This window comes from Pseudomonas parafulva (genome assembly GCF_000800255.1).
Lineage (GTDB): Bacteria > Pseudomonadota > Gammaproteobacteria > Pseudomonadales > Pseudomonadaceae > Aquipseudomonas > Aquipseudomonas boreofloridensis.
Genome location: NZ_CP009747.1, coordinates 1,133,898 through 1,157,544, shown reverse-complemented (window position 1 = coordinate 1,157,544; position 23,647 = coordinate 1,133,898). Strand labels below are relative to the sequence as shown.

Sequence of the window (23,647 nt, the reverse complement as noted above, 5' to 3'; positions counted from 1 at the left end):
CGGAGCGTCCCATGCCTAAGCAAAACAGCACTCCTGTGGCCGTTGAAAAAACTGCCGACACATTGGGCTCTGCCAGTTTACTCGACGAGCTCATGGCGGAAACCAAATTGATTCCCGTACAAGAGGGTTATCAGGTCGCCAAGCAGGGCGTCTCGGCCTTTATCGCTGAACTACTTAAAAGTAATGATCCAAATCAAATAATCAATAAACATCGCGTCGATCAGATGATCGCCGAGGTGGATCGGGTACTCAGCAAACAGATGGATGCGATCCTGCACCAGCCTGAGTTTCAGCAGCTTGAGTCCTCGTGGCGCAGCCTCAAACTTCTGGTGGACCGCACTGACTTCCGCGAGAATATCAAGCTTGAAGTCCTGCATGTCAGTAAGGACGACCTACTCGACGATTTCGAGAATGCTGCCGATATCACCTGCAGCGGAATGTACAAGCATGTCTACACAGCAGGTTACGGTCAATTTGGCGGCGAGCCAGTTGCGGCCATGGTGGGCAACTATAACTTCGGCCCCTCTTCCCCGGACATCAAACTGCTGAGTTACATGGCCTCCGTCGGCGCAATGTCTCACGCTCCCTTCCTCGCAGCGCCATCACCTGAGTTCTTCAATCTGAGCAGCTTCGAAGAGCTCCCCAACCTGAAAGAGATCAAGGACATTTTCGCTGGCCCGCGGCATGCCAAATGGCGAGCGTTCCGTGAAAGTGAGGATGCCCGCCATGCTGCGCTGACCGGTCCGCGTTTCATGCTTCGCTCGGCCTATCACCCACAAGAGAACCCCGTCCAGAGCTACCACTACTACGAGAATATCGACGGGGAGCACGACAACTACCTGTGGGGCAATTCAGCGTTCCTGCTGGCCAGTTGCATCAACGACAGCTTCGCCCGATACCGTTGGTGTCCGAACATCATTGGCCCGCAGTCCGGTGGCACCGTCGAGGATCTACCGGTGCACCTGTACGAGTCCCTCGGCCAGTTGCAGGCCAAGATCCCGACTGAGGTGCTGATTTCCGACCGCAAGGAGTTCGAGTTGGCTGAAGAAGGCTTCATCGCCTTGACCATGCGCAAGGACAGCGACAACGCCGTGTTCTTCTCCGCCAACTCGGCACAAAAGCCGAAGAACTTCCCCAAGACCCCAGAAGGGCTGCAGGCGCAGACTAACTACAAACTCGGCACCCAGTTGCCCTACCTGTTCATCGTCAACCGCCTGGCCCACTACATCAAGGTGCTGCAGCGCGAGCAGATCGGCAGCTGGAAAGAGCGTCGTGACCTTGAGTCCGAGCTCAACAAATGGATCAAGCAATACGTTGCCGACCAGGAAAATCCTTCTGCCGATGTGCGCGGCCGTCGGCCATTGCGTGCCGCGAGAGTCGAGGTGTCGGACGTTGCCGGCGATCCAGGCTGGTATCAGGTTTCGCTCGCCGTACGCCCGCACTTCAAGTACATGGGGGCGAACTTCGAAATTTCCCTCGTTGGGCGGCTCGACACGCAATGAGTGGATTTTTCGATCGTTTGACGGCGAATCAATCCGTCTGCCGAGAGCCGTCCCGGCAGGAAAACGCTAGTCAAAAATTCGCTGCCATCAAGCGCCACCTCGAAATATTGCTCAACGCTCGTCAGGGTTGCTCGCAAAGCAGCCCTGAGCTGGGCCTGCGTGACTTCAACGGACACGACGCAAGCAGTGGCGATCTGCTGCAGCAAGTGAGCGCAGACATCCGTCGCACCATTCTGCGCTTCGAACCGCGCGTGCACGTGCACGCGCTCAAAGCAATGCCCGATTGCCACGCCTCGCTGGAACTGCATTTCAGGCTGGACTGCCACATACAGGTCAACAACCACTCTGAGCAGTTGCAACTGGATCTGCTGGTCAACGGCCATAACCACCACACCCGAGTGAGGTGACGCATGTCGCTCAAGGATAGATTCAGCGAAGAGTTGCGTTTCCTCCATGAGCTGGGGAATGACTTCGCCAAAGACAACCCGCAGCTTGCCCGACTGCTAGGCAAGGGTGGCAGCGACCCGGATGTCGAACGCTTGATGGAGGCTTTTGCTTTCCTCACCGCCAAGCTGCGGCTCAAGCTGGAAGACGATCTCCCTGAGCTAACGCATCCAATGCTGCAGCTGCTGTGGCCCAACTACCTGCGGCCGCTGCCGAGCGCCACGATCATCCAGTTCACGCCACGCAAGCAGGCACTCAGTCAATCCCAGCGTATACCGAGGGGTTCGCGACTGTTTTCCAAGCCTGTGGATGGGGTGCCCTGCGAGTTTCGCACCTGTACCGAAGTGGACATCCATCCATTCGCGATCGACAAGGTACACGCTACCCAAACACTCGACAGTTCGGTAGTCCGGCTCGACCTGCGAACCTTGGCCAAGCGGCCGTTGAACACCATGAGCTGCCACAGCCTGGACTTCCATCTGAGCGGTGACACCCAGACCGCCCGCACCCTGTATCTCTGGATCGCTCAGTACCTCAAATATGTCAGTGTGGTGATCAATGGTGAAGTTCGCCGGCTACCAGCCAGTAGCCTTGCTTTCCCAGGCTTCAGACCAGACGAGGCTTTACTGCCCTACCCGCAAAACGTCTTCGATGGTTACCGAATTCTCCAGGAATACTTCGTTTTTCCTGAGCGCTTCCATTTCTTCACGCTAACGGGTCTGGAAAGGATCTGGCCTGATCAAGTGGCCCAGCACGTGGGCTTGGAGTTCCACTTCACCCGCCAGTTGCCCGACTTACTGCATGTCGCAGAAGCAGACTTCAGCCTGTGCTGTACACCTGCGGTGAACTTATTCGCACACAGCGCGGAACCAATCGACCTTTCGAATAAGGCTGCTCAGGTCGAGCTCACGCCCAAGGGGAGCGAGCGGCATGCCTATGAGATCTTCAGTGTCGATCAGGTAATCAGCACCCGCACGACAACCGACGGTACTGTCGGCGGACACCTGCGGACCTTCCGCCCTTTCGAATCGTTCGCTCATGAGATCGAACATGCTCAAGGACGCACAGCACTGTACTACCGCTACACACTCGAGCAGTCCCTGCGCGGTGATGGCGTTACGCACCGCATCGCCTTTGTGCGCGCGGACGCCAACGCTTACATCGGCGAGCTGGAAACCGCATCCATCGATCTGACCTGCACCAATCGCGACCTACCGCTGGCACTGGCAGTGGATGATATCAATGTAACCTCCGAGGTCACGCCTCCACTTGCCAGCTACAGCAACATCTGTGCCCCTACGCGCCCCTATCGGCCGGTGTTGGACGGCCAACTGCAGTGGGTCCTGATTTCCAACATGTCACTCAACTATCTGTCGTTGCTTTCGGCTGAAGCGCTCAAAGCGATCATTCGGGCCTACGACTTCGCGGCGTTGCACGATATCCAGCAGACACGCACCACCCGCAAACGCCTCGATGGCATCCAGGATGTTCAAACAGAGCCATTGGACTGGCTGATCAAAGGACAGCCCGTTCGTGGCCTGCGGACACGATTGAAGCTGGATCAGACGGCGTTCCTCTGCGAAGGCGACCTCTACCTATTCGGTTGCGTGCTCGCACACTTCTTCGCCCTCTACGCCAGCATCAATTCCTTCCATCAACTGGAAGTGATCAACATCACCAATAATGAGCATTACACATGGCCAATCCAGACCGGCAAGCAACCGCTGATCTAGCCGACACGTTGCTCGCCGAGGCACATCAGTACAACTTCTTCCAGTTGCTGGAGCGCCTGCACGGCTTGCACGAGGATGATCTGGAACCGCGTTGGCCAGATAGAGCCACCCGCCTGCGTGTACGGCTTGGCTGCGACCCGCGGCTGACCTTTCCCATTTCGGACGTGTACAAAGCGGAACGCATGCCTGCGGCGCAAGACCGGTACCGCATCTGCACCACGTTCATGGGCTTGCATGGCACGGACTCCCCGTTGCCGTCCTACTACCTGGAGCAGGTGGCGTATGAGCATGCGCAGGGTATCGGTGTGCGTCCGGCCTTCTTCGATTTCTTCAATCACTACCTGCTCAGTCTGTTACACCGCATCTGGCGCAAGTACCGCTACTACATTCGTTTCCAGCCGGGTGCCAGCGATGGCTTCTCCCAATATATCTTCGCCCTGCTTGGATTGAATGACAAAAAGCTGCGCGGCGACACGGCACTGCCTTGGAGTCGACTGCTCAGTTTTGCCGGCGTGATCGCCAGTCGCAGCCGTTCGCCAGGCACCGTCGCCGGCATCATTGCCCACTGCTTCGACCTCAAGCAGGTACAGATTCGAGAGTTCGAAACCGGCTCGGTTTACACCACGACCCAGCAACGGGTAAGCCTGGGTTGCAGCAATGGCAATCTGGGCAGTTCCTTCACGATCGGCAGCCGCACACGAACTCGCAGCAGCAAGTTCACCATAGTGATCAGTGAACTCGATCAGGATCAATTGCGCGAACTGTTGCCCAGTGGCATCAACTTCAATCGCCTGCGTGCATTGATCGACTTTCTGCTACGCGATGGCCTGGCCTACGACCTGGAGCTGCGCCTCAAGCAGAACGCCCTACTGCCCTTTCGCCTGCACAACAGCCAGGGCGCCTACCTGGGCTGGACCAGTTTCGTTGATGACCGCAACGGTCAGATCGCCCCGGTTGTACGGTTCCGGGGGCGCTCATGAGCGCCTTGACCTTGAGCATCACCAACCTTGAACAACTGCGGCATAACGTCACTGCCCGACATCAGTTCGATTGCTCCGGCGGCACTATTGGCAGCGCAGGGGCTACCTGGCGGATTGATGATCGTGAAGGAAACGTTGCGCCGATTCACTGCGAGATTCGCTGGTTCGAGGGCAGTTTCTGTGTAATCGATCGCTGCCAACGCACCTATCTGAATGACAGCCTTGAGAGTGTGGGATCGCTCACCGCCAGACGGCTGTTAGAAGGTGACCAACTGCGCATTGGCGCTTGCCTGCTGCAAGCTCAAGTTTCACAAGCGGATGTGCGCTCGCTGGAAGACCTGTTTAGCCCTGACCAGAGAACCCTTGATCAATGGCTACTCGATGTACCCGCCCAAGCGTGGGAGCCCGTATCTGTCACCCGTGACGCTGCGGTTGAAATCTGTGCCGCCTTCGAATCGAACATGGGTAAAGACCCCTTGGTCGCTCTAGACACTGTGGCAGCGCCTGTACAGGAAAACCCGATGGACCACCTGATTACGGGAAAACACCCATGACCCGTTGTTCGTTCTCTGCTGGTCTGCTGACGGTGTTGATCGGAGTTTCCGGTTGCACTTCTCTGAGCAAAATCGGCCAAGTGATCATGGACCCCTCTGTACCCGTAGGCCCACCCAAGGAGCATCTCACCCAGGTCGCGTTCAGTATCAACGCCAGCCCGACACTCAACGGCAACGCTCACAGCGTCGAGGTGCCCATCGAGCAGCCTGACGCACTGGAACCGAGCCCCTACGCGGTCAGTTTGAGCGCAGGCGATCCGTACGCCTTGACCGAGAAAGTCGGGACCTTGCTCGAATACCTCCAGCAACAGTTCCCTGCCATGTCGCCGGTCTCGATGCCTCTTGACGAGGACGACGACCTGCTGCGATCGCCCATGGAAGAGAGCACTCCTGGCAGCTACGACGACCCGGCCGTGGTCCTGACCTTACCCCACACCACCACCGTGGCCGCCGAGCCTATCGCTACACCCATAGCGATCAAGATCCTGCAACTGCGTGACGACTCGCTCCTGCGCAATAGCGTCTACGAACTGCTGGACAAGGATCCGGCCAAGGCGCTGCGCAGCACCTACATCCGTGATGACGACTACCTGCTGCGACCTGGACAGTTCAAGTTCATCCCCTTTGCGCCTATTGATCCGGAAACCCACTTCATCGCGGTGATCGCCGGCTACCGCAACAAGGAAAACGCCACCTGGAGCCAAGTGCTGCGCATTCCCCCTCGCGGCCACCAGATCATCCTGTCGGTGTTGCTCAACGACACGCAGGTTCTGCTCAGAGAGGAAGACTGATGCCCGCCCAGCCTTCCTTTCTTAATTACGCTGAAACGGAGCACTCATGAGTTCACGCAATTCCGTCCTGTGGCCTGAAGGCCTGTTCGTCAAACCGCAGCATTTTCAACAGGCAGCTAGAGCCAGCGAAGCGGCCCTGCTCCAACGCATAGGGAGCTTGAATGCAGCTTTCTTTGGGTTCAGCGAACTGCTGTTGAACGACGAGTACCTCAGTCTGGGCAAGATCGCTATCACCCGTGCGCGGGGCATCATGCCGGATGGTACAGTGTTCGATATCCCCGCCGATCTGCCGCCCCCTCCACCATTGGAAATCGAGGATGACGGGGCGAAAGACAGCGAGATCTACCTGTGCCTGCCGCTGCGCACCGAAGGTGGCCGAGAGGTAAGCTGGCCAGGCAATGCCGCCAACTACCGGTACAGCGCTCATGCCGAGGAGATCAAGGACACCCACAGCGCGGACGGTGACCTGGTACAGGTCGACTTGGCAGTGCCCAACTTTCAGCTCAAGCGCAAGGCCGATGACAGCAGTTCCTACACCCGCCTGGCCGTGACACGGATTCTGGAGCGGCGTCCCGATGGCAGCCTGCAGTTGGACGAAGGCTTCTACCCCACCAGCATTTCGGTACGCGCCATACCAGCGCTGCAGCGCTTCCTGGAAGAGATCACCCATACGCTGCGCGAACGCGCACGCAATCTAGCAGCCCGCATCGGCGCCTCTGGGCAGTCCGGTATCGCGGACATCCGCGACTTCAACCTGCTGCAGGCCATGAACCGCTGGTGGCCTTGCTTCCAGCACCTGGCCAGGCAAGGCCAGACACACCCCGAGCAGCTATATCTGTGCATGAGCCAGGCCAGTGGCGAGTTCGTCACCTTCACTGACGAGACCCGGCTGCCGCAGGAATACCCTACGTATCAGCACACCGCGCTGCGCACGTCGTTCAAACCACTGCAAGATACCCTACGCCGGGCGCTGAGCACCGTACTACAGCCGCGCGCCGTTTCGTTGCCTCTGCAGACGCTGGAGTACGGCGTAATGACGACCTTACTGGAAGACCGCCGCCTGATCGACCAGGCGGACTTCATCCTGGCGGTCCGGGCCAATCTGCCACCGCACACGTTGCGGCAGATGTTCGTCCAGAAGGCAAAAGTCGTTGCGCTGGAGTCACTGAACGAGGCAGTGCCACTGCAACTGCCGGGTATTCCATTGCTTGCACTGCCTGTGGCACCTCGGGATCTGCCTTTCCATGCAGGCTTCACCTACTTCGAACTGGAGCGTCGCGGTCCGGCATGGTCGGACATGAAGACCTCCACCGGCTTCGGTATTCATGTCGCTGGCGAGTTCCCCGGGCTCGAACTGCAGTTTTGGGCAATCAGGAGTGAATGAGATGAGTGATGTTATTCACGTCAGCCAGGATGGCAACAGCGGCCTCTTCGACACGATGGCCAAGGCAGGTAGGGAAGCTAGGAAATCATCCGTCGACACTGACCCGAATGCGCAGGCAAAAACTCCTTTTCAAAGCTACTTCGCCGACCCCGACTTCCAACTGTGCGGCGGATATGCCAATCCCATGCTGGATGCTGCCGTACCTCTGTTCGGTCTGGTAATACGCCTGCGGACACTTGATGCATTGCCCAACATCAAAGATGTGTATCAGCAGGTCCGCAACCAGATCGACACCATCAGGGCGCAGGTGCGCCAGCACGGCTACGAGCATGCTCAGTTGCTGGCGTACTCGTACGGGCTATGTCTCTACATCGATGAAGCGGTCATGGAACGGCCATGGGGTAAAGCCAGTTGCTGGAGTCAGGAACCCTTGCTCAGCATCTTCCACGACGAAACCTGGGGTGGGGAAAAACTCTTCACGGTGCTTGCTCGGCTGATGCAAGAACCCAAGCGTTATCACGACGTACTGGAGTTCATGTACTTCGCGTTGTGCCTGGGCCTGAAGGGCAAATACGCCATCGCTCCGAAAGGCGATGAGTCCTTGAACGCTTTGATCCACAAGCTGCACGGGATCATCCGTGAACTACGCGGCCCAGCTCCGGTACACGTCTGCGATCCCTACACCAACGTGGCCCCGCGCAACTACCGCATGAACCGGCAATGGCCATGGTGGAGCCCGCTGGCAATATCTGCCACAGCCATGGCTGTGGCCTACAGCATCTACAGCTACCGCCTGCACCTCATTACCACAGAGGTGCTGGCATCGCTCAACGGCATCTTGCAGCAGTAGTCAGCCGACATCCGGCGTAATGGAATTCAACGAATTGACGAGGCAATTGCTTCGTTGACAAGCCCATCGTTCCCGATGGCCACGCCACCGCCTGTGCGCGTGCTCAATCTACATGGACGCAGGAGAAACTGCCATGCCAACACCCGCTTACATCAAGATCGAAGGCCAGACCCAAGGCAACATTACTGCGGGCGCCTTCACCTCCGACTCGGTGGGCAATGTGTTTGTCGAGGGCCACGAAGACGAGATTCTGGTGCAGGAAATCAAGCACCAAGTGACCGTGCCTACGGATCCGCAAAGCGGTCAGCCCGCAGGACAACGGGTGCACAAACCGTTCATCTTCACCAGTTCGCTGAACAAGGCCACGCCGTTGATGTATCAAGCCTTAGCCAGCGGTGAAATGCTGCCCACCGTCGAAGTCAACTGGTACCGCACCTCGGTAGAGGGCAAGCAGGAGCACTTCTTCACGACCAAGATGGAGGATGCAACCATCGTCGATATCAATACGGTGCTGCCTCATGCACAAGACAAGAGTAACGCGGAGTTCACCCAGCTTATCGAGGTATCGCTGTCGTACCGCAAGATCTCTTGGACCCACGTAACCGCGGGCACCGAGGGCTCCGACGACTGGCGTAAGCCGATCGCCTGATTTAACAGAAATGCCCTGGCAGTCATCGCTGCCTGGGCCTTTCGTACCTCAGACGGCGGACAGGGATTGCTTATGCCTAGCCAATCTAAATTGCGTTACAGCTTCCAGCCACTCGTGGGCAACGCCCAATTCGAAGTGGTGTCGTTCACTCTCAACGAGGGCATCAGCCAGCCGTTCACGCTCGAACTTCAACTGGTCAGCCACGACCACGATATCGACTTTGGCAAGCTGCTCGACCAGCCCGTGCTATTCACCCTCTGGGAAAGTGCACGCCCGGTGCGCTACGTGCACGGTTTGGTCAGCCGTTTCAGCCAGGCTGAAAGTGGCTTCTATCGCACTTACTATCACGCGCTGGTTGAGCCACAACTGGCCCGTGCCGACTTGCGCTCGAACTGGCGTATCTTCCAACAGAAGACCGTGCCGCAAATTCTTGAGTTGATGCTCAAGCGCCAGGGCATCGACCAGTACGAAATACGTGCCAGCATGGACCACCAGGTCCGCGAGTTCTGCGTCCAGGCCGGCGAGACGGACCTGGCGTTCATCGCTCGTCTTGCTGCTGAGGAAGGTTTTGTCTACCGCTTCGTGCACAGTGACAAGCTGCACAAACTGATCCTCACCGATCGGCTGCAATCACTCGGGCTGATCAGTCATGGCGCCATCAAGCCCGAGGATGGAGACGAGGGCTTCTTTGATAACGACGAGCCTGTAGCCCCTGATAACGTGCTGTACCAAGCCAGCAGCGGTGGCGATCAAGCCATGCCCTGCCTTCGGCGCTTGCGCTACAGCGAGCAGGTGCGCACCGCTACCCAGGTTCAGCGCGATTACACCTTCACCAACCCTGCCTATCGACAGGAGCACAGAGCCGCTGGCCCCTTCCTGGAACATCAATCCAAAGACTACGAATATTTCGATTACCCAGGCCGCTACAAGCGCGATGCCGTGGGCAAGCCCTTCACCGAAAACCGGATCACGGCACTGCGTCACGATGTCCGCATTGCGGAGGTCGAGGGTGACGATGTTCGCCTGCAACCGGGCCTGAGCTTCACGCTGACCGGACACCCGCGAGGCGACCTCAATGCCCACTGGCGAGTGAGCACGGTCACTCACAAGGGCAGCCAGCTCACGAGCCTGCAGGAAGAAGCCACAAGCATCGACCAGAGCACGCGCTATCAACAGACCGCCGTACTAGTCCCCGGCCAGACCGAATGGCGACCTTCCCCACCGGCAAAACCGCGAATCGACGGTCCGCACATGGCCACCGTGGTCGGTCCGAAGGGTGAAGAGATCTATTGCGACGAGTGGGGGCGGGTCAAGGTCAGCTTCCCTTGGGATCGCGAGAGCGAGAACAACGAGTTCAGCTCCTGTTGGGTGCGCGTCTCCCAAGGCTGGGCCGGGGGCAGTTGGGGCTCGATGGCCATTCCGCGCATCGGCCAGGACGTGATCATCCAGTACGTCAATGGCGACCCCGACCAACCCATGATTACCGGGCGCACTTATTGTGGCGATCAACTGCCGCCCTATGACCTGCCCGAACACAAGACCCGCATGACCATCAAGAGCCAGACCCACAAAGGGGATGGTTTCAATGAGCTGCGCTTCGAGGATGAACTGGGACGGCAAGAGGTGTTCATTCATGCCGAGCGGGATCAGAACAATGTGGTCAAGCACGATGAGACGACAAAGATTGGCAACGACCGCAAGGAGCAGGTCGATAACGACGAGTCCATCCTGATTGGCCACGATTGCGACAAGACTGTTGGTAATGATGAGCGAGCCACAATCGGCAATGACACTTTTCTGAAAATCGGTCGTAACCAGATAATCACCGTTGCCAAGGACCGCGTTGAAACCATCGGCAATCATTGCCACGAACAGATCACTGCCAATCATCACACCCGCATCGGCGGCAACCTGGAACAGCAAGTTGAAGGGCACGCCGAGCTGGAGGCTCGTGTTGAAATCCGCAGACACACCCGTCGCTACGAACTGCTTTCAACGGAAACGGTGCTCATTCAAGGACCAGGTGGCTCCATCCGGATTGACGAGACAGGCATCACCCTGGACGGCTCGACGATCCATATCAACGGACAGCTACTCAAATCGCCAGGCGGCAACACAAATCTGTTCTCCATCGCAAGTGACTTCGTCAGCGGCAAGCCGCTCGAGCGCCTCTGCGGACGCCGCGCAGATGGCACGTGCCCCTTGCCCGATTGCCGCTGCATCAAGAGGCCAAGCCAATGAGCAACATGCCTCTTCAGCCACCCGGCAACGGCAATGTAGCCTGCGACTGCAACTTTTTGCTGCTCATGACCAATACGCTCGAAGACTGGGCGTATCGACCCATTCCCCAGGAAGGCGAATGGATACCCGCCTATGCTCCTTCGGTACTCGACCTCCTTCATGACATCAGCCGAACTGCCCCGCATGCATGGCCATGGAAGCGCAGCGCGCTGGATAACCAACATGACTTCGGCCCTCTGCTGGTAAACACCTCAAAAGCACCTGAGCTCCGCACCCATGCCATCCAGATCTGGATGCCCATCGGCGGTGCCATCGCGCTGGACGCCGAAGTTGACCTCGAAGTGCTGAATGGCCACCTCAGCAGCCTTGTGCAAGTGACACTCCCGGACCAGGGCGCCGCCCTGTTTCATCTCAAACCGGATCATCTCTCAGCCTGGCTGGATGCGCTGGATGAAGGCAATCGCGAGCTTTGGCTGGGGCCCATATCTCGGCTGGCATGGCGAACCAACTGGGGCCCCGCCCACCAATGGCACGCCCTCGAACGCCGTCCGACTGCTGCACGCTCGATATCCGATCCCGCATTGACCCTTGGCACACACGAACTGGAGCGGCTGCAGGCCGGCCTGCATGAGCACTTTGTCCTTTCATTGGCACACGAGGTACTGGCCATGCCGACCTACACGACCCGTACCTTGCCGGAGATCCGCCACTGGATAGAAACCCTGCTCCCGCAACTCAAAGCGCTCAATTTTCGTGACGAGGACGTTGCCGGCCAGTTCATCCGGATGACGGCCAAACACATGTCCATCATCAGCGATGGCCAAGCCGGGGAGATCTACACCGACCTCGAAGAATCGCCCCAGGAGCGCCTTCGGCAACTGCAAGCGCTGATTGACAGCAAGGAGCCCCTTCATGACTGACGCTTCGGTCAGCAGTGCCACTGCCGGCCCCGCCTGCAGCCCGCGCGTTCCAATCCTGCCAGTGCGCTACGCGATCGTGCCCCGTGCCGCCGACACTCCTACCTACCGGTATACCGATTCAGGTTTCAAGTTGGAGCAGGGCCTGCCCCCGCTACAGCATTGCGCCTACACGCTGCGGGCCCTGCGCCCAGGATACGTCTATGTGTTCATGAAAGGCCCTCTGGGCGAAAAGCTTGTCATTCATGAATACGACGGAGAAGGGAATTACAAAGAGTTGCGCTACCAGGGATTAGAGAAATACCACCTACGCAACCGCTATCGCTCTGGCAAAACCATGGCTTGGGTATGGGCAGATACCTCCCAGGAGTCAGCCAAGGAAGTGTGGATCGGGTACAGCCCCCACTTGTGGACCAACTCCACCACTGCCCGCATCAGCGCTTCGCCCGCCCTGCGCAAACGGCACATGCGCCTGCTGGACATCGCCGAGCTGGTGGCCGGCAATCAGGCCCCCTCCTCCCAGCCTCATATCTTGCCTATCAGCGCGCTGCAAAACTGGGTCGAAGACTTCAAACCGGCCAATCGGCGCATGCCCCTGACCTGGAGCAGCCACCCAGTCGCCGATACTTTACCGATCGGCACGCTCAGCGCAGCGGCTCGGCATTATCCGTGGTCGCAGCCGAAAGTACCGGTGGTGGTGGCACTCGCCGACGCCGAAGGCATGGCCCTGGACCTGAGCCTGTCGGTCTCGGCCTACCAGCACCAACTGCGCGACCTGATGCCCGCCGAGCAACTGGAGCATACGAAACCCGCGCAAAGCCCCGAGCAACAGCAGTTACCGTCCTGCTTCAAGCTGGACGTGGAGCAAGTGAGCCCTCAGAGCCGCGACTTTCACCATCGCAACCTGGTGGCCATGCTGCTGAACAAGACGTTGGAGAGCCTGTACCCGACAGATGCGCCTTCACCGCAGTTGGTGGGTATCAGGTTGAAACCAACCCGTGACAACCCTGCCCATTCGCCCGCTGCGGCACGCTACCTGGCCCTCACCCACGAAGACTACTCAGCCAATGGGGCACGCCTAGGCCTGCGCATCGATACCGAGAAATACCTGCGATTCCTCGACGAGCGCGATGCGCTGGATCAGCGCATGGCACACCTGCGTGACCTGGCATTGCAAGCCAGCCATGATCACGATACTTGGCTGGCCACTGCAGAGGCCGAGCATATCGATGACCCTTATAGCCTGGCTGCCGCCCTGGCCTGCTATGACCGCGACGATCTCACTTCCGCCCGCGGGCTGGAAATCATCCTGGCGCTGCTGATTCTGCCCATGAGCCAGCCAACCCCCGGCAGCGAAGATCAGGACCCACGGTTCAGGCGCCTGGAGCAGTGGCTCGATCAGTACGACAGCCCGCTGTATACGGCCCTGGCACCGTTCAACCCATTCAAGGACAAAGCCGATGCGATCGGCAGCCTTTTGGGCGCCGCCGACAACGTGATCGAGGGATTGGCTGACCGCTTCCCGGCAAGCGCCGGCATCACCGAACTCACCGCACAGTCGGTCAGCACCGTGGTGCTCAAGCGCCTGCGTGGCACTACCCGCTGGGACGCTAGCCATGGTCTGCGGCAGCAAGTGCTGACGGCAGCGCGTGAGGCTAATGCCGAAAAGGTATTGGGGTTGTTGGCGGCGCGCTACCAGATCACCGATCAGGCCATTCGGAATAACCCTTTCAGCCAGGCCGTAGAACAGTACTTGAACAGAGGTCTGGCCCAAGTTGAAGAGATGAGGCAACTGCGCATCTCGGGCAGCCGCACGATAGCGATCGAGCTGACCACTACTGCGCACATGAAACCCAACTTTATTGGATTGCTGACGTCGGGAGGTGGCGGAGCTTTGAATGCCGGCATGCTGTGGTTCAACGTAATTTCACTAAAAACAGCTTATAACAGCCTGCGGAAGAGCTACGCCCTCGAATACACACTGGGGTTTGCATCGTCAATATTTGGCGTGATCGGCGCGGCTGCAGCGACGTTGGTTAGTATTCGGGCGACGCAAAAGGCCGTGATGCTGAGATTGAGTCCGACAGCGCCGGGGATGGCATTTGGCAACGGCCTTGTAAAGTTTTTGGGGAGTAATCTTTTCGCGCGGCTAGCGGGATATCCAGCAATAGCGTTTGGACTATTGTCTGATTTAGTTAAAGCAGAACGTCAGTCCGATAACGGGGATTTAACTGCAGCCCGCTATACGCTAGCCGGCGGAGCAAGCGTGGCTATTGGCTCCGTCATCGTCCTGGAGGCCGGGCTAGCAGTGGCAGGGGTTACGTCGATAATTCCTTTCGCCGGATGGGCCGCAGCTGCATTGGTGCTCGCAGGCGCAGCGATCATCGCTGGAGGCATGTATCTTCATGCCAAGGCACACGAACGCCTTCATCTCCCGATTGAGCTTTGGGTAGCACGCAGCGTTTTTGGCAATCGTATAAACGATGGCGAAGCTCGCCCTAACATAATTTTGGACAATGAGAAAAAGCTTCCAGCATTCCCCTCATTGCAAGCAGAAATCAGAGCCTGGCACATTGAGCACTATGAACCAAAGCTAATTTCGGCAGAGCAGGCTCTTTCACTTGGTCTAGCCGGCATAGATACCAAGTGGCATCAGAACAACAATTGGGCACCACCAAACTGGACAGCCATCACTAGCAACTCAGTCGTAACACCTCAGCCAGTCGCTGAGTTCGCAGTATTACTCCCCGGTTTTGTGATAGGAATAAGCGAGTGGTCGGGAGGCTTAAGCAGTCTTCGTGACGACAAGGGGTTAGATGTATTTCCACTATTTGCCACCAGCCACATCACAGAGGCCGGCTTAATCTTGCATATCAAAGAGAAACTCCCACACCGGAGACAAGTCACATTACACCTCTCCTACAGCAGTAATCAAGGCTTAGAAGACAACACAGAGATCACATCATCTTTTCAACTCGAGCGATAACATGGCAACCCTCTGGATATTCGACCCATCTTTAAACTCCAACTACAAACCCGCCATTAAAGGACAGGTATCAAGCATATCAGAAACCACACTATGCCTAATAAATCCTTGGGTTTCCGACTCTGTATTTATGGGAAAGCTATATTGTGCAATCACAGCCAGCTTAATAATCGGATTCTACCCTCTCCTACTTTCCGGCGACACGTGGAGCAACCTCTCGCGCGACCTTTTACTCCTAATCGGAATGACACTCGCGCCTTTCATCTTCTTCCCATTCCTTATTTATAGGATATGGTTCATCAAAGGCTTATCAAGCTTTTGCTTTAATCGCTCCACCCAAAAAATCTACTACAAACGCTTGAGCAAGACATTAGTCTTTGAGTGGCACAACACTGGCGGTGGCCTTTTCAAACGCACCGAATCCGGCGGCTCATCTTTCACCACCAGCTATGCACTCGCCTTCGCCCCCTGCCGAGCGGATGGCAGCCTTCACCAGAAGGACTGCCTGTGGGTCGATAGCAACGAACCCACTGACCCCGACATCAGACACGTCGCCGAAGTCTGGGAATACCTGCGCCATTTCATGGACCACGGCCCAGACAATCTACCGCCACCTGGTGAACCTAACTGGTGGCACCGACCACTGCACGCCATTTGCCTAACCCCAGCAGAAGCCTGGCGTCATTACGCTCCCTGGCGAACCGGGGAGCCCGGGGAACTCCAGGGCAAGAAAAACTGGCAACTGCCGTTCTGGGCCGTGCTTTTCCCCTACAACCTTTTAGTCGCCGTCTGCTGGTATGGCGTCTGCTGGCTATTCAATGTACGGGCTGCGCTTCCTCCGCCAGAGGCGTTCGAAGAGGCTCCTGCACAGCCAGACAAAAGGAGACGCTAATGAAATCTATCGTTCTCGTCGGCCACGCCCATGACTGCCCACTTCATGGTGCAGGGACGGTAGAAACCGGCGCAAGCGCAACATCCATGGATGGCAAGGCCGTCGCACGCGTGGGCGACCGTATCAGTTGCGGGGCTGTTATTGAAACCGGCGCAAACTGCACGCTCATTGATGGCCAGCCGGCAGCCAGAGAAGGTGACACTACCAGTCATGGGGGAACTCTGATCGAAGGGTATTCAGGTTGGCTCATTGACTAGCCGTAGGAGCTCGAGCTTTCAAGTAGAAGCCAAATCGATGGCCACCAAGGCGACTGCTCCGACCATGCTGGTTGCTGATCGAAGGTGACCCAAATTGGCAAATCGCATGCAAATACGCCCAGGCAGCCAGGGCTGCCTAGGCATTTTGTAACCTCAGACGGCGGACAGGGATTGCTTATGCCTAGCCAATCCAAATTGCGTTACAGCTTCCAGCCACTCGTTGGCAACGCCCAGTTCGAAGTGGTGTCGTTCACCCTCAACGAGGGCATCAGCCAGCCGTTCACGCTCGAACTTCAACTGGTCAGCCACGACCACGATATCGACTTTGGCAAGCTGCTCGACCAGCCCGTGCTATTCACCCTCTGGGAAGGTGCACGCCCAGTGCGCTACGTGCACGGTCTGGTCAGCCGTTTCAGCCAGGCTGAAAGTGGCTTCTATCGCACTTACTATCACGCGCTGGTTGAGCCACAACTGGCCCGTGCCGACTTGCGCTCGAACTGGCGTATCTTCCAACAGAAGACCGTGCCGCAAATTCTTGAGTTGATGCTCAAGCACCAGGGCATCGACCAGTACGAAATACGTGCCAGCATGGACCACCAGGTCCGCGAGTTCTGCGTCCAGGCCGGCGAGACGGACCTGGCGTTCATCGCTCGTCTTGCTGCTGAGGAAGGTTTTGTCTACCGCTTCGTGCACAGTGACAAGCTGCACAAACTGATCCTCACCGATCGGCTGCAATCACTCGGGCTGATCAGTCATGGCGCCATCAAGCCCGAGGATGGAGACGAGGGCTTCTTTGATAACGACGAGCCTGTAGCCCCTGATAGCGTGCTGTACCAAGCCAGCAGCGGTGGCGATCAAGCCATGCCCTGCCTTCGGCGCTTACGCTACAGCGAGCAGGTGCGCACCGCTGCCCAGGTTCAGCGCGATTACACCTTCACCAACCCTGCCTATCGACAGGAGCACAGAGCCGCCGGGCCCTTCCTGGAACATCAATCCAAAGACTACGAATACTTCGATTACCCAGGCCGCTACAAGCGCGATGCCGTGGGTAAGCCGTTCACCGAAAACCGGATCACGGCACTGCGTCACGATGTCCGCATTGCGGAGGTCGAGGGTGACGATGTTCGCCTGCAACCGGGCCTGAGCTTCACGCTGACCGGACACCCGCGAGGCGACCTCAATGCCCACTGGCGAGTGAACACGGTCACTCACAAGGGCAGCCAGCTCACCAGCCTGCAGGAAGAAGCCACAAGCATCGACCAGAGCACGCGCTATCAACAGACCGCCGTACTAGTCCCCGGCCAGACCGAATGGCGACCTTCCCCACTGGCAAAACCGCGAATCGACGGTCCGCACATGGCCACCGTGGTCGGTCCGAAGGGTGAAGAGATCTATTGCGACGAGTGGGGGCGGGTCAAGGTCAGTTTCCCTTGGGATCGCGAGAGCGAGAACAACGAGTTCAGCTCCTGTTGGGTGCGCGTCTCCCAAGGCTGGGCCGGGGGCAGTTGGGGCTCGATGGCCATTCCGCGCATCGGCCAGGACGTGATCATCCAGTACGTCAATGGCGACCCCGACCAACCCATGATTACCGGGCGCACTTACTGTGGCGATCAACTGCCGCCCTATGACCTGCCCGAACACAAGACCCGCATGACCATCAAGAGCCAGACCCACAAAGGGGATGGTTTCAATGAGCTGCGCTTCGAGGATGAACTGGGACGGCAAGAGGTGTTCATTCATGCCGAGCGGGATCAGAACAATGTGGTCAAGCACGATGAGACTACCCAGATTGGAAATGATAGATCTGAACGTGTCGCGCGGGATGAGCAGATCAACATTGGTCATGACCGACACGAGGAAGTGGGTAACGATCAAAGTTTGAAAGTTGGAAGAGACCATCATCGTCAAATAGGCCGGGATGACGTGCTTCAAATAGGCCGCCATCGCATGATCACAACTGCAGAAGACCGTACCGAGCAGGTGGGTAATAACAGGTGCGACAAAACCACAGCCAATCACTCGATAGAGATTGGAGGCCACTTGGAGCAACAGGTGGTTGGACATGTTGAGCTAAGGGCTGGGCAAGCGATTCGCCAAGAAACGCAAGTCATAGAGTTTCAGGTATCAAACAGTCTGACCATCAAGGCTCCGGGAGCAACATTGAGGCTCGATGGGAGCGGCATCACACTTGACGCCGTTGCAATCAAAATCAAGGGCCCCGTCGCCCAAAGCCCGACAGGAAGCACACATAACCTCGCCATAAGTTCCACGCCAGCGCCCGCGGAACCCATCTGCATCAGCTGTCTACTGAAAGCCATTGCAGAAGGTCGCAATGTCATTCGCATGGAAGGGGAGAACGAATGAAAGACCTTTTCGTCGAAAAACTACTCCGGCCTCTACGGCAAGCAGAACACTATCGACTTTCCGCTGTTCTCGAACTTTCCCGATTAAGCACTGGCCAGGTGGAAAGCCTGGTAAAGCGGGAGCGCGGAATATTATGTCCACTGATGCAACAGGATGAGCTCAGCAACGTGCGCCAGTTCGGCACTGGTTTATATGCAGCCACCACCAACACCACATTACAGGGCCAATCTGATTTCTTCTGGGAGTTGAGCGAGTTCGCAACCGATGCAATCTGCGGCTGGATCATCAGCGCGTTGCCTGCTGCTGCGTTAGCCACGCACTTGGCGCAAGCCAACACCGTTCTGGCACCTGACGGCCAACGCTACTTACTGCGCTATCACACCGAACAATGTCTGCGTGTGCTGCATGCACGTAAGGATCTGCCTGGAATCGTCGAATGGTTTGCGCCCATCCATAGTTGGTGGGTGCCTTATCCAGATGCCGATGAAGAAATCTGGTGCTGTTTGATGGGTGGCGACAGATCGGCAACCGATGAACTCAAAAACCTTACGCTAGACCATGCGTGCTGGGAGGCACTGGCAGGAGACCCGCTTGAACATCGACTCGCCGATCAATTGAAAAGCTCGCTGACCGCAAGTGGGCAATCTGAACAGTGCCACGGTGTACGTCTGGGCAGGGTACGCAAGTACCTCGCTGCTGCGCGAGAAACAGGATTTATCGAGCAACAAGACTTGATCACCTACGTCACCTATTCAGCGCTGCTTGGCGACAGGCTGACGCTCGATCCGATTTGGCAGGCAGCCATGAAAGAGTCTCTTGAGCAAAGACTGCCACTTGCCCAACGCCTTGAAACACACCTGCACCCGTTACTTCGCTAGGGACCGCTCATGCTAGATCTGAAGACGCTGCTAGAAATCAACCAGCAGAACTGCGAGGCGTTGCACGATCCTTTTTCCAAAGGCCCGGAGGTCACCTGCACACGCACCTTTACGGTGCTGCCATTACGCTATGCCGCCGTGGGCGGCAGCACCCACCAGCGGCAACGATTACCTGCCCTGCCTGACCACCTGCGTCACCCTCATCGCATCACGGCGCTGGGTCATGCCGACTACGCCATTCGCCCGCTTCGCGAAGGCTTCCTGTATGTCATGGAAAAGCGCAAAAGCACTGGGCGAAACAGTCTGCATCTACCCTATCGAATCGCCGCGAACGGGGCCCTGTCGCTCGTCAATCCTGAACATCCAGAGCCTCAACCATCCGGTACCCAAACCCTCCAGGCCTTCATTCGCAACATGGCTTGGGCGTTCCAGGTGCAGGACCTCGATGACCTGCTTGAACTGCGCCTGTTCTACAGCCCTGACCCTTTGACCATCGCCGCCCAGCAACAATTGCTGCGTCGACGCGACAGGCTACCGGCCTTGAACATAGCGCCCTTCGCCGGTCCCAGCTGTCCGACGCCCAGGCCTTACATGCTTCGTCACGACCAATTGGAGCTTGTCGCCGACTTTGCCGCCGAATCCAACGACGCGTTGCGCACGCTGCTGGACGCCCAAGTATTCAGTGCCCCCAGCATCAGCTCACTGGCCGCGGCGCGGCAAGCACTGGGTCCTTTGGGCGATAGACCTCAAGCAAGGGGGGTCGCCATCGTGGTGGAGGATGCCATCGGTATTACTCAGGAACTCAACGCCTGGCGCAACGCTGGCATGGAGCACCTCAAGCACTGGTTGGAATCCGGCGCCGAAAAAGACGGCCCTAGCAACGAGCGCAAGGTTCTGGTCGCACACGCATTCACAGAACTGCATCAGCAATTCACTGAGCGCAAAGTCGCCGCGCTGGTCGATCACCATAAAGAGGCGATGCGCGCTTATCTCGCCCCCAGCGAACAGGCCGTTCATCCGCAGATGGCCGAATGGTGGGCGCAGACCCAAGAAGCCATTCTCGACAGCGCCAGTGAATTGAAAAGGCAGAGTCTCGAGACCCGTGCGAGAAGCGGCGAATTTGCCAAGCATTTCGAGGAGCGCTACTTGTCACAGGTGAACCTACAAGGTATGCACCAACACCTTGATTCGTTCGATGTGCAGAGCCGTGAAGCACAACGTCTGGCCGAGTCCAGAGCGGCAGATCACCTCGCGTGGTTGAAGTCCTCCGAGCTGCTGAACGCACTTGCCCACTACGACGAGAACGACATCGACAACGGCCTATGCTTTGCACACCAGACAGGGCTGTGCGTGGTCGGTCTCGAAGGCGTGCCCGCCGGCGCAGCGTTACTTGCCAGATGGTGGCACGCCGACAATATTTCCCCCGATAACTTGGCACTGCGCTCGTTTGTCTTCAACCAGCGCGGGACCGCAGAGGTGCTCGAGCAGACGCGCGCAAAACTGGCTGCATTGCCGCCGGATGGCGATCATTGGCAGCAACTGGATACGTCGCTCAAACACGCCAAGGAACTCGCCGCACACTTCAGCCAGGTCGATAGCCATTTAGACCAGCTCGCGCAACACAGCCCCGCCAACACGGCCGGCGCGTTGGTCTGGCTCGGGCAATTGGGGCGACAGAGCTTGTCAGTGGGGGCACCGGGCAGCGTCGATCGCTTGCTGTACCGACGCCTGAGCACTTACCTCATTGCCTCACTGGGCGAGCAAGCAGTGAACCTGCGGCTGAGTGAGCAGGCGCTGGACGGTCAAACCGCGTCGGCCGGTCGTGTCGCGGCACCTGTCGTGCGCCGCCTTGATCGCGCTTATGTCGAGACCTTGCACGGGGTACACGGCAATCAGTTCTATCGCCTGCGTGTGGCCAGTGCGCTACTGCTGCTGGAGGCCGGGTTGCTGCTGTTGCAGGGACGGAAAGATGACATGAACCGACGCTTCTGGAGCGAAGTGACTGCGGCCGCATTGACCAGTGCGGCTGCAGGGATGGAACTACTTGCAGTGGGGACTGAAGTAACGCTTAGAGGTATTGGGGAGAACAGCGTTACTGCGCGGGGTGCGCAAGTTAGCCTGGGGCGTTATCGGTTGTGGGGGGCTGGGTTAGCGACAGTGGGTGGGGTTGTCAGTATTACTTGGGACCTTTCCGACGCGCGCGATGCAAGTGATAGATCCAAATCACTACCAGCACTAGCCTACAGAATGAGGGCGGTATCTACCATTGTTCTTCTGTTGGGACAAGGAGGCATAGCGTTCTCTCAGGGTAGTGCGTTCTTCCATTGGCTGTCGGTTAGAGACCCCGCTGCTCGTGCAAGTAAATCATACGCGCTCTTGTCAAGATCATCTGTGCGATTGGCCGCTAATAGGGCTGCCATGCTTTGGCTTAGTCGCTTGAGTTGGATTGGAAGCACCATCGTGCTCGCCAGCAGCATCGCCTTACTGGTCATCGATGAAAACGCGCTAGAAAAATGGTGCAGTAAATGCTGCTTCCGCCTTCAGCTATCTCACCAAGGTTACGCAGAAGATGTGGAAGAGCTTGAAGCTTTGTTCTATGCGATTAGCGAGGTCATATAATGTATTTTGTTGAATGGCTCACATGGCTCTCGTACATCGATCCAAAAGAAGAGCGCGACGCTTTTAACAAGCAGCATAAACAACCCAAACTAAAAGACATATATGAAAGCGACGACTTGGAAATGCTCGCCTCTGCCAAGAGTTCTGCTTGCGACACTCCCAAGAGCCGCGGACCAGTCTATGTTTACAACAAGCAAGTACTAGAAATGCGTATCGGCATGTGGGAGGATAAACGCGGACTGATAAGCATACTATCTCTCACTATAATATCTATGATAATTAGCGATATTTATGTTTTTACAAGTTCTATAAAAATTTTAGCCAGACTTAGCCAAAATTATAACGGTGAACCCTACGGTGAACGACTTTTCCTGGCTCTGTTCTTCTTAAGCATGGGCGTGGGTACATTATGGCTTTACTTAAAATTTGGACTGCGCTTCACGCGATTCGAGATGTTCACATCCCGCCACTTGCTAATACGCTTCAACCGCACTACCCAGCAAGTCTACCTGCATCGCCCATCGTACTGTGGCGGCATCGTCACACTCCCCTGGCACGGTGTCATGTGCAGTGGCTCGGATAAAAAATATGCCGCTGCCGGTAGCTTAGGCGTTCCTTTAGTGCTGATATGGCCACCCTCGTTCACCGGCACACTTCATCCTGAGCTCGTCCATGTAGGCAAGGCCACTAACAACTTCGCAGAACTGCAAGCCGAATGGGAGTTCATCCGCCGCTTCATGGATGAAGGGCCAGAGGGTTTGCCACGCCCCCACATCACCTCGCACTTCCCTTGGCCCTGGCAAGCTTTCACCCCTCAATTCGAAGGGCTGACCCACTACTTTCGAACTTCCTCCCGAATCACCAAGATCGGCCTGCTCTTGATCTCGCCCGCCTTCCTGATCATCGGAACCGGTCACTGGCTGAGCCTCATGCTGTGCTGGAAACCGCGCTGGCCCAAGATTATTCGCGAAGCCGGCCTACCCGGAAAGCCCACTCCGCCATTGACCACGCTTGAAGACTATCCACCGGCTATCCAAGAACGGTTGCGCGAAAACGCTTACCTCTGGGCTGCTCGCCCAGGCAAGCGTCCGGAGAGAAAGAAACGCACCTCTACGCGTAAGCCAAAGACCGAAGTGGAAACCTCGACCCTCGAAAAGGAGATCCCCTGTGAAACCCATCGTGCTGATCGGCCATAAACATGATTGCCCCCTTCATGGCGAGGGCGAAGTCATTTCCGGCACCTCCAGCCTCACTGTGAAAGGCCGAGCGGCCGCGCTTGTGGGGGACCGCATTAGTTGCGGCGCCATTATCCAGACCGGGGCATCGAGCTTTCACGTAGGAGGGAAAGCGGTCGCCCGCCAAGGCGATCGCACCGATCATGGTGGCGTGCTGATAGAAGGTGACTCAGATTGGCAAATCGCATGAAAAATGTCCCAGTCAGCCACCGCTAGGACGGCAGCAGTGAAGCTGCGGCTCAGTGGGCAGGTACTGGAAGGCCAAACCGCATCGCCCGGCCGCGTCGCGTCACCTGTCGTGCACCGTCTCGATCGACCTTAACGGGGTGCACGGCAATCAGTTCTATCGCCTACGTGTGGCCAGTGCGCTA

Annotated in this window: 19 protein-coding genes; all 19 read left to right on the top strand. The window is 57.4% G+C overall.

The annotated features are described in order from the left end of the window. Nucleotides 1-11: 11 nt before the first annotated feature. Nucleotides 12-1,502, top strand: a complete 1,491-nt coding sequence (gene tssC / locus NJ69_RS05090) for a type VI secretion system contractile sheath large subunit (protein WP_039576743.1) — start codon at nucleotides 12-14, stop codon at nucleotides 1,500-1,502. Next, complete coding sequence (gene tssE, locus NJ69_RS05085) at nucleotides 1,499-1,909, top strand: type VI secretion system baseplate subunit TssE (protein WP_029612733.1); 411 nt, start codon at nucleotides 1,499-1,501, stop codon at nucleotides 1,907-1,909. Before tssC ends, tssE begins: the two co-directional genes overlap by 4 nt. 3 nt (nucleotides 1,910-1,912) lie before the next feature. Next, nucleotides 1,913-3,679 carry a type VI secretion system baseplate subunit TssF gene (gene tssF, locus NJ69_RS05080; RefSeq protein WP_039576740.1) on the top strand — a complete coding sequence of 589 codons (1,767 nt, stop codon included), beginning with the start codon at nucleotides 1,913-1,915 and terminating at the stop codon, nucleotides 3,677-3,679. Continuing rightward, on the top strand, nucleotides 3,643-4,659 hold the full coding sequence (tssG, locus tag NJ69_RS05075) for a type VI secretion system baseplate subunit TssG (protein ID WP_039576737.1): 1,017 nt from the start codon (nucleotides 3,643-3,645) through the stop codon (nucleotides 4,657-4,659). The genes tssF and tssG overlap by 37 nt, the downstream gene beginning before the upstream one ends. After that, entirely contained in the window at nucleotides 4,656-5,213 is a 558-nt protein-coding gene (locus NJ69_RS05070; RefSeq protein ID WP_039576734.1) for an FHA domain-containing protein, read from the top strand. The genes tssG and NJ69_RS05070 overlap by 4 nt, the downstream gene beginning before the upstream one ends. Further along, a complete protein-coding gene (tssJ, locus tag NJ69_RS05065) occupies nucleotides 5,210-6,004 on the top strand; it encodes a type VI secretion system lipoprotein TssJ (protein WP_039576731.1) in 795 nt (264 codons plus the stop codon). Before NJ69_RS05070 ends, tssJ begins: the two co-directional genes overlap by 4 nt. 46 nt (nucleotides 6,005-6,050) lie before the next feature. Then, a complete protein-coding gene (gene tssK / locus NJ69_RS05060; protein ID WP_039576728.1) occupies nucleotides 6,051-7,388 on the top strand; it encodes a type VI secretion system baseplate subunit TssK in 1,338 nt (445 codons plus the stop codon). Nucleotide 7,389: 1 nt separating this feature from the next. Further along, nucleotides 7,390-8,238, top strand: coding sequence for a type IVB secretion system protein IcmH/DotU (gene icmH / locus NJ69_RS05055; RefSeq protein WP_052191995.1), 849 nt, complete (start codon nucleotides 7,390-7,392; stop codon nucleotides 8,236-8,238). Nucleotides 8,239-8,371: 133 nt separating this feature from the next. Further along, a complete protein-coding gene (locus NJ69_RS05050; RefSeq protein ID WP_029612742.1) occupies nucleotides 8,372-8,887 on the top strand; it encodes an Hcp family type VI secretion system effector in 516 nt (171 codons plus the stop codon). Nucleotides 8,888-8,959: 72 nt separating this feature from the next. Then, a complete protein-coding gene (locus NJ69_RS05045; protein WP_039576725.1) occupies nucleotides 8,960-11,128 on the top strand; it encodes a type VI secretion system Vgr family protein in 2,169 nt (722 codons plus the stop codon). A 5-nt stretch (nucleotides 11,129-11,133) separates the two neighbouring features. After that, the gene (locus NJ69_RS05040; RefSeq protein ID WP_245219542.1) at nucleotides 11,134-12,048 is read left to right on the top strand and encodes a DUF4123 domain-containing protein; all 915 of its coding nucleotides are present in this window, start codon (nucleotides 11,134-11,136) and stop codon (nucleotides 12,046-12,048) included. After that, nucleotides 12,041-15,031 (top strand): T6SS effector BTH_I2691 family protein, encoded by a 2,991-nt coding sequence (locus tag NJ69_RS05035; RefSeq protein WP_039576713.1) that lies wholly within the window; start codon nucleotides 12,041-12,043, stop codon nucleotides 15,029-15,031. Before NJ69_RS05040 ends, NJ69_RS05035 begins: the two co-directional genes overlap by 8 nt. A 1-nt stretch (nucleotide 15,032) precedes the next feature. Then, nucleotides 15,033-15,923 (top strand): DUF6708 domain-containing protein, encoded by an 891-nt coding sequence (locus NJ69_RS05030; RefSeq protein WP_039576710.1) that lies wholly within the window; start codon nucleotides 15,033-15,035, stop codon nucleotides 15,921-15,923. Further along, entirely contained in the window at nucleotides 15,923-16,180 is a 258-nt protein-coding gene (locus tag NJ69_RS05025) for a PAAR domain-containing protein (protein ID WP_039576707.1), read from the top strand. Before NJ69_RS05030 ends, NJ69_RS05025 begins: the two co-directional genes overlap by 1 nt. Before the next feature lie 177 nt (nucleotides 16,181-16,357). Continuing rightward, entirely contained in the window at nucleotides 16,358-18,544 is a 2,187-nt protein-coding gene (locus tag NJ69_RS05020; RefSeq protein ID WP_039576703.1) for a type VI secretion system Vgr family protein, read from the top strand. Continuing rightward, nucleotides 18,541-19,422, top strand: coding sequence for a DUF4123 domain-containing protein (locus tag NJ69_RS05015; protein ID WP_039576701.1), 882 nt, complete (start codon nucleotides 18,541-18,543; stop codon nucleotides 19,420-19,422). The genes NJ69_RS05020 and NJ69_RS05015 overlap by 4 nt, the downstream gene beginning before the upstream one ends. Nucleotides 19,423-19,431: 9 nt before the next feature. Further along, complete coding sequence (locus NJ69_RS05010) at nucleotides 19,432-22,041, top strand: T6SS effector BTH_I2691 family protein (protein ID WP_039576700.1); 2,610 nt, start codon at nucleotides 19,432-19,434, stop codon at nucleotides 22,039-22,041. Next, complete coding sequence (locus tag NJ69_RS22605; RefSeq protein WP_155290514.1) at nucleotides 22,041-23,237, top strand: DUF6708 domain-containing protein; 1,197 nt, start codon at nucleotides 22,041-22,043, stop codon at nucleotides 23,235-23,237. Before NJ69_RS05010 ends, NJ69_RS22605 begins: the two co-directional genes overlap by 1 nt. Further along, nucleotides 23,209-23,466 carry a PAAR domain-containing protein gene (locus tag NJ69_RS22310; protein ID WP_039576697.1) on the top strand — a complete coding sequence of 86 codons (258 nt, stop codon included), beginning with the start codon at nucleotides 23,209-23,211 and terminating at the stop codon, nucleotides 23,464-23,466. The genes NJ69_RS22605 and NJ69_RS22310 overlap by 29 nt, the downstream gene beginning before the upstream one ends. Nucleotides 23,467-23,647: the final 181 nt, after the last annotated feature.

What these genes read in the sequence shown, in the direction of transcription:
- NJ69_RS05035 (WP_039576713.1), top strand. Translation starts at nt 12,041, where the DNA reads ATGACTGACGCTTCGGTCAGCAGTGCCACTGCCGGCCCCGCCTGCAGC.
- NJ69_RS22605 (WP_155290514.1), top strand. Translation starts at nt 22,041, where the DNA reads ATGTATTTTGTTGAATGGCTCACATGGCTCTCGTACATCGATCCAAAA.
- NJ69_RS05030 (WP_039576710.1), top strand. Translation starts at nt 15,033, where the DNA reads ATGGCAACCCTCTGGATATTCGACCCATCTTTAAACTCCAACTACAAA.
- tssG (WP_039576737.1), top strand. Translation starts at nt 3,643, where the DNA reads ATGGCCAATCCAGACCGGCAAGCAACCGCTGATCTAGCCGACACGTTG.
- NJ69_RS05040 (WP_245219542.1), top strand. Translation starts at nt 11,134, where the DNA reads ATGCCTCTTCAGCCACCCGGCAACGGCAATGTAGCCTGCGACTGCAAC.
- NJ69_RS05025 (WP_039576707.1), top strand. Translation starts at nt 15,923, where the DNA reads ATGAAATCTATCGTTCTCGTCGGCCACGCCCATGACTGCCCACTTCAT.
- NJ69_RS05045 (WP_039576725.1), top strand. Translation starts at nt 8,960, where the DNA reads ATGCCTAGCCAATCTAAATTGCGTTACAGCTTCCAGCCACTCGTGGGC.
- NJ69_RS05050 (WP_029612742.1), top strand. Translation starts at nt 8,372, where the DNA reads ATGCCAACACCCGCTTACATCAAGATCGAAGGCCAGACCCAAGGCAAC.
- tssE (WP_029612733.1), top strand. Translation starts at nt 1,499, where the DNA reads ATGAGTGGATTTTTCGATCGTTTGACGGCGAATCAATCCGTCTGCCGA.
- NJ69_RS05020 (WP_039576703.1), top strand. Translation starts at nt 16,358, where the DNA reads ATGCCTAGCCAATCCAAATTGCGTTACAGCTTCCAGCCACTCGTTGGC.
- NJ69_RS05070 (WP_039576734.1), top strand. Translation starts at nt 4,656, where the DNA reads ATGAGCGCCTTGACCTTGAGCATCACCAACCTTGAACAACTGCGGCAT.
- tssJ (WP_039576731.1), top strand. Translation starts at nt 5,210, where the DNA reads ATGACCCGTTGTTCGTTCTCTGCTGGTCTGCTGACGGTGTTGATCGGA.
- NJ69_RS05015 (WP_039576701.1), top strand. Translation starts at nt 18,541, where the DNA reads ATGAAAGACCTTTTCGTCGAAAAACTACTCCGGCCTCTACGGCAAGCA.
- NJ69_RS05010 (WP_039576700.1), top strand. Translation starts at nt 19,432, where the DNA reads ATGCTAGATCTGAAGACGCTGCTAGAAATCAACCAGCAGAACTGCGAG.
- icmH (WP_052191995.1), top strand. Translation starts at nt 7,390, where the DNA reads ATGAGTGATGTTATTCACGTCAGCCAGGATGGCAACAGCGGCCTCTTC.
- tssF (WP_039576740.1), top strand. Translation starts at nt 1,913, where the DNA reads ATGTCGCTCAAGGATAGATTCAGCGAAGAGTTGCGTTTCCTCCATGAG.
- tssK (WP_039576728.1), top strand. Translation starts at nt 6,051, where the DNA reads ATGAGTTCACGCAATTCCGTCCTGTGGCCTGAAGGCCTGTTCGTCAAA.
- tssC (WP_039576743.1), top strand. Translation starts at nt 12, where the DNA reads ATGCCTAAGCAAAACAGCACTCCTGTGGCCGTTGAAAAAACTGCCGAC.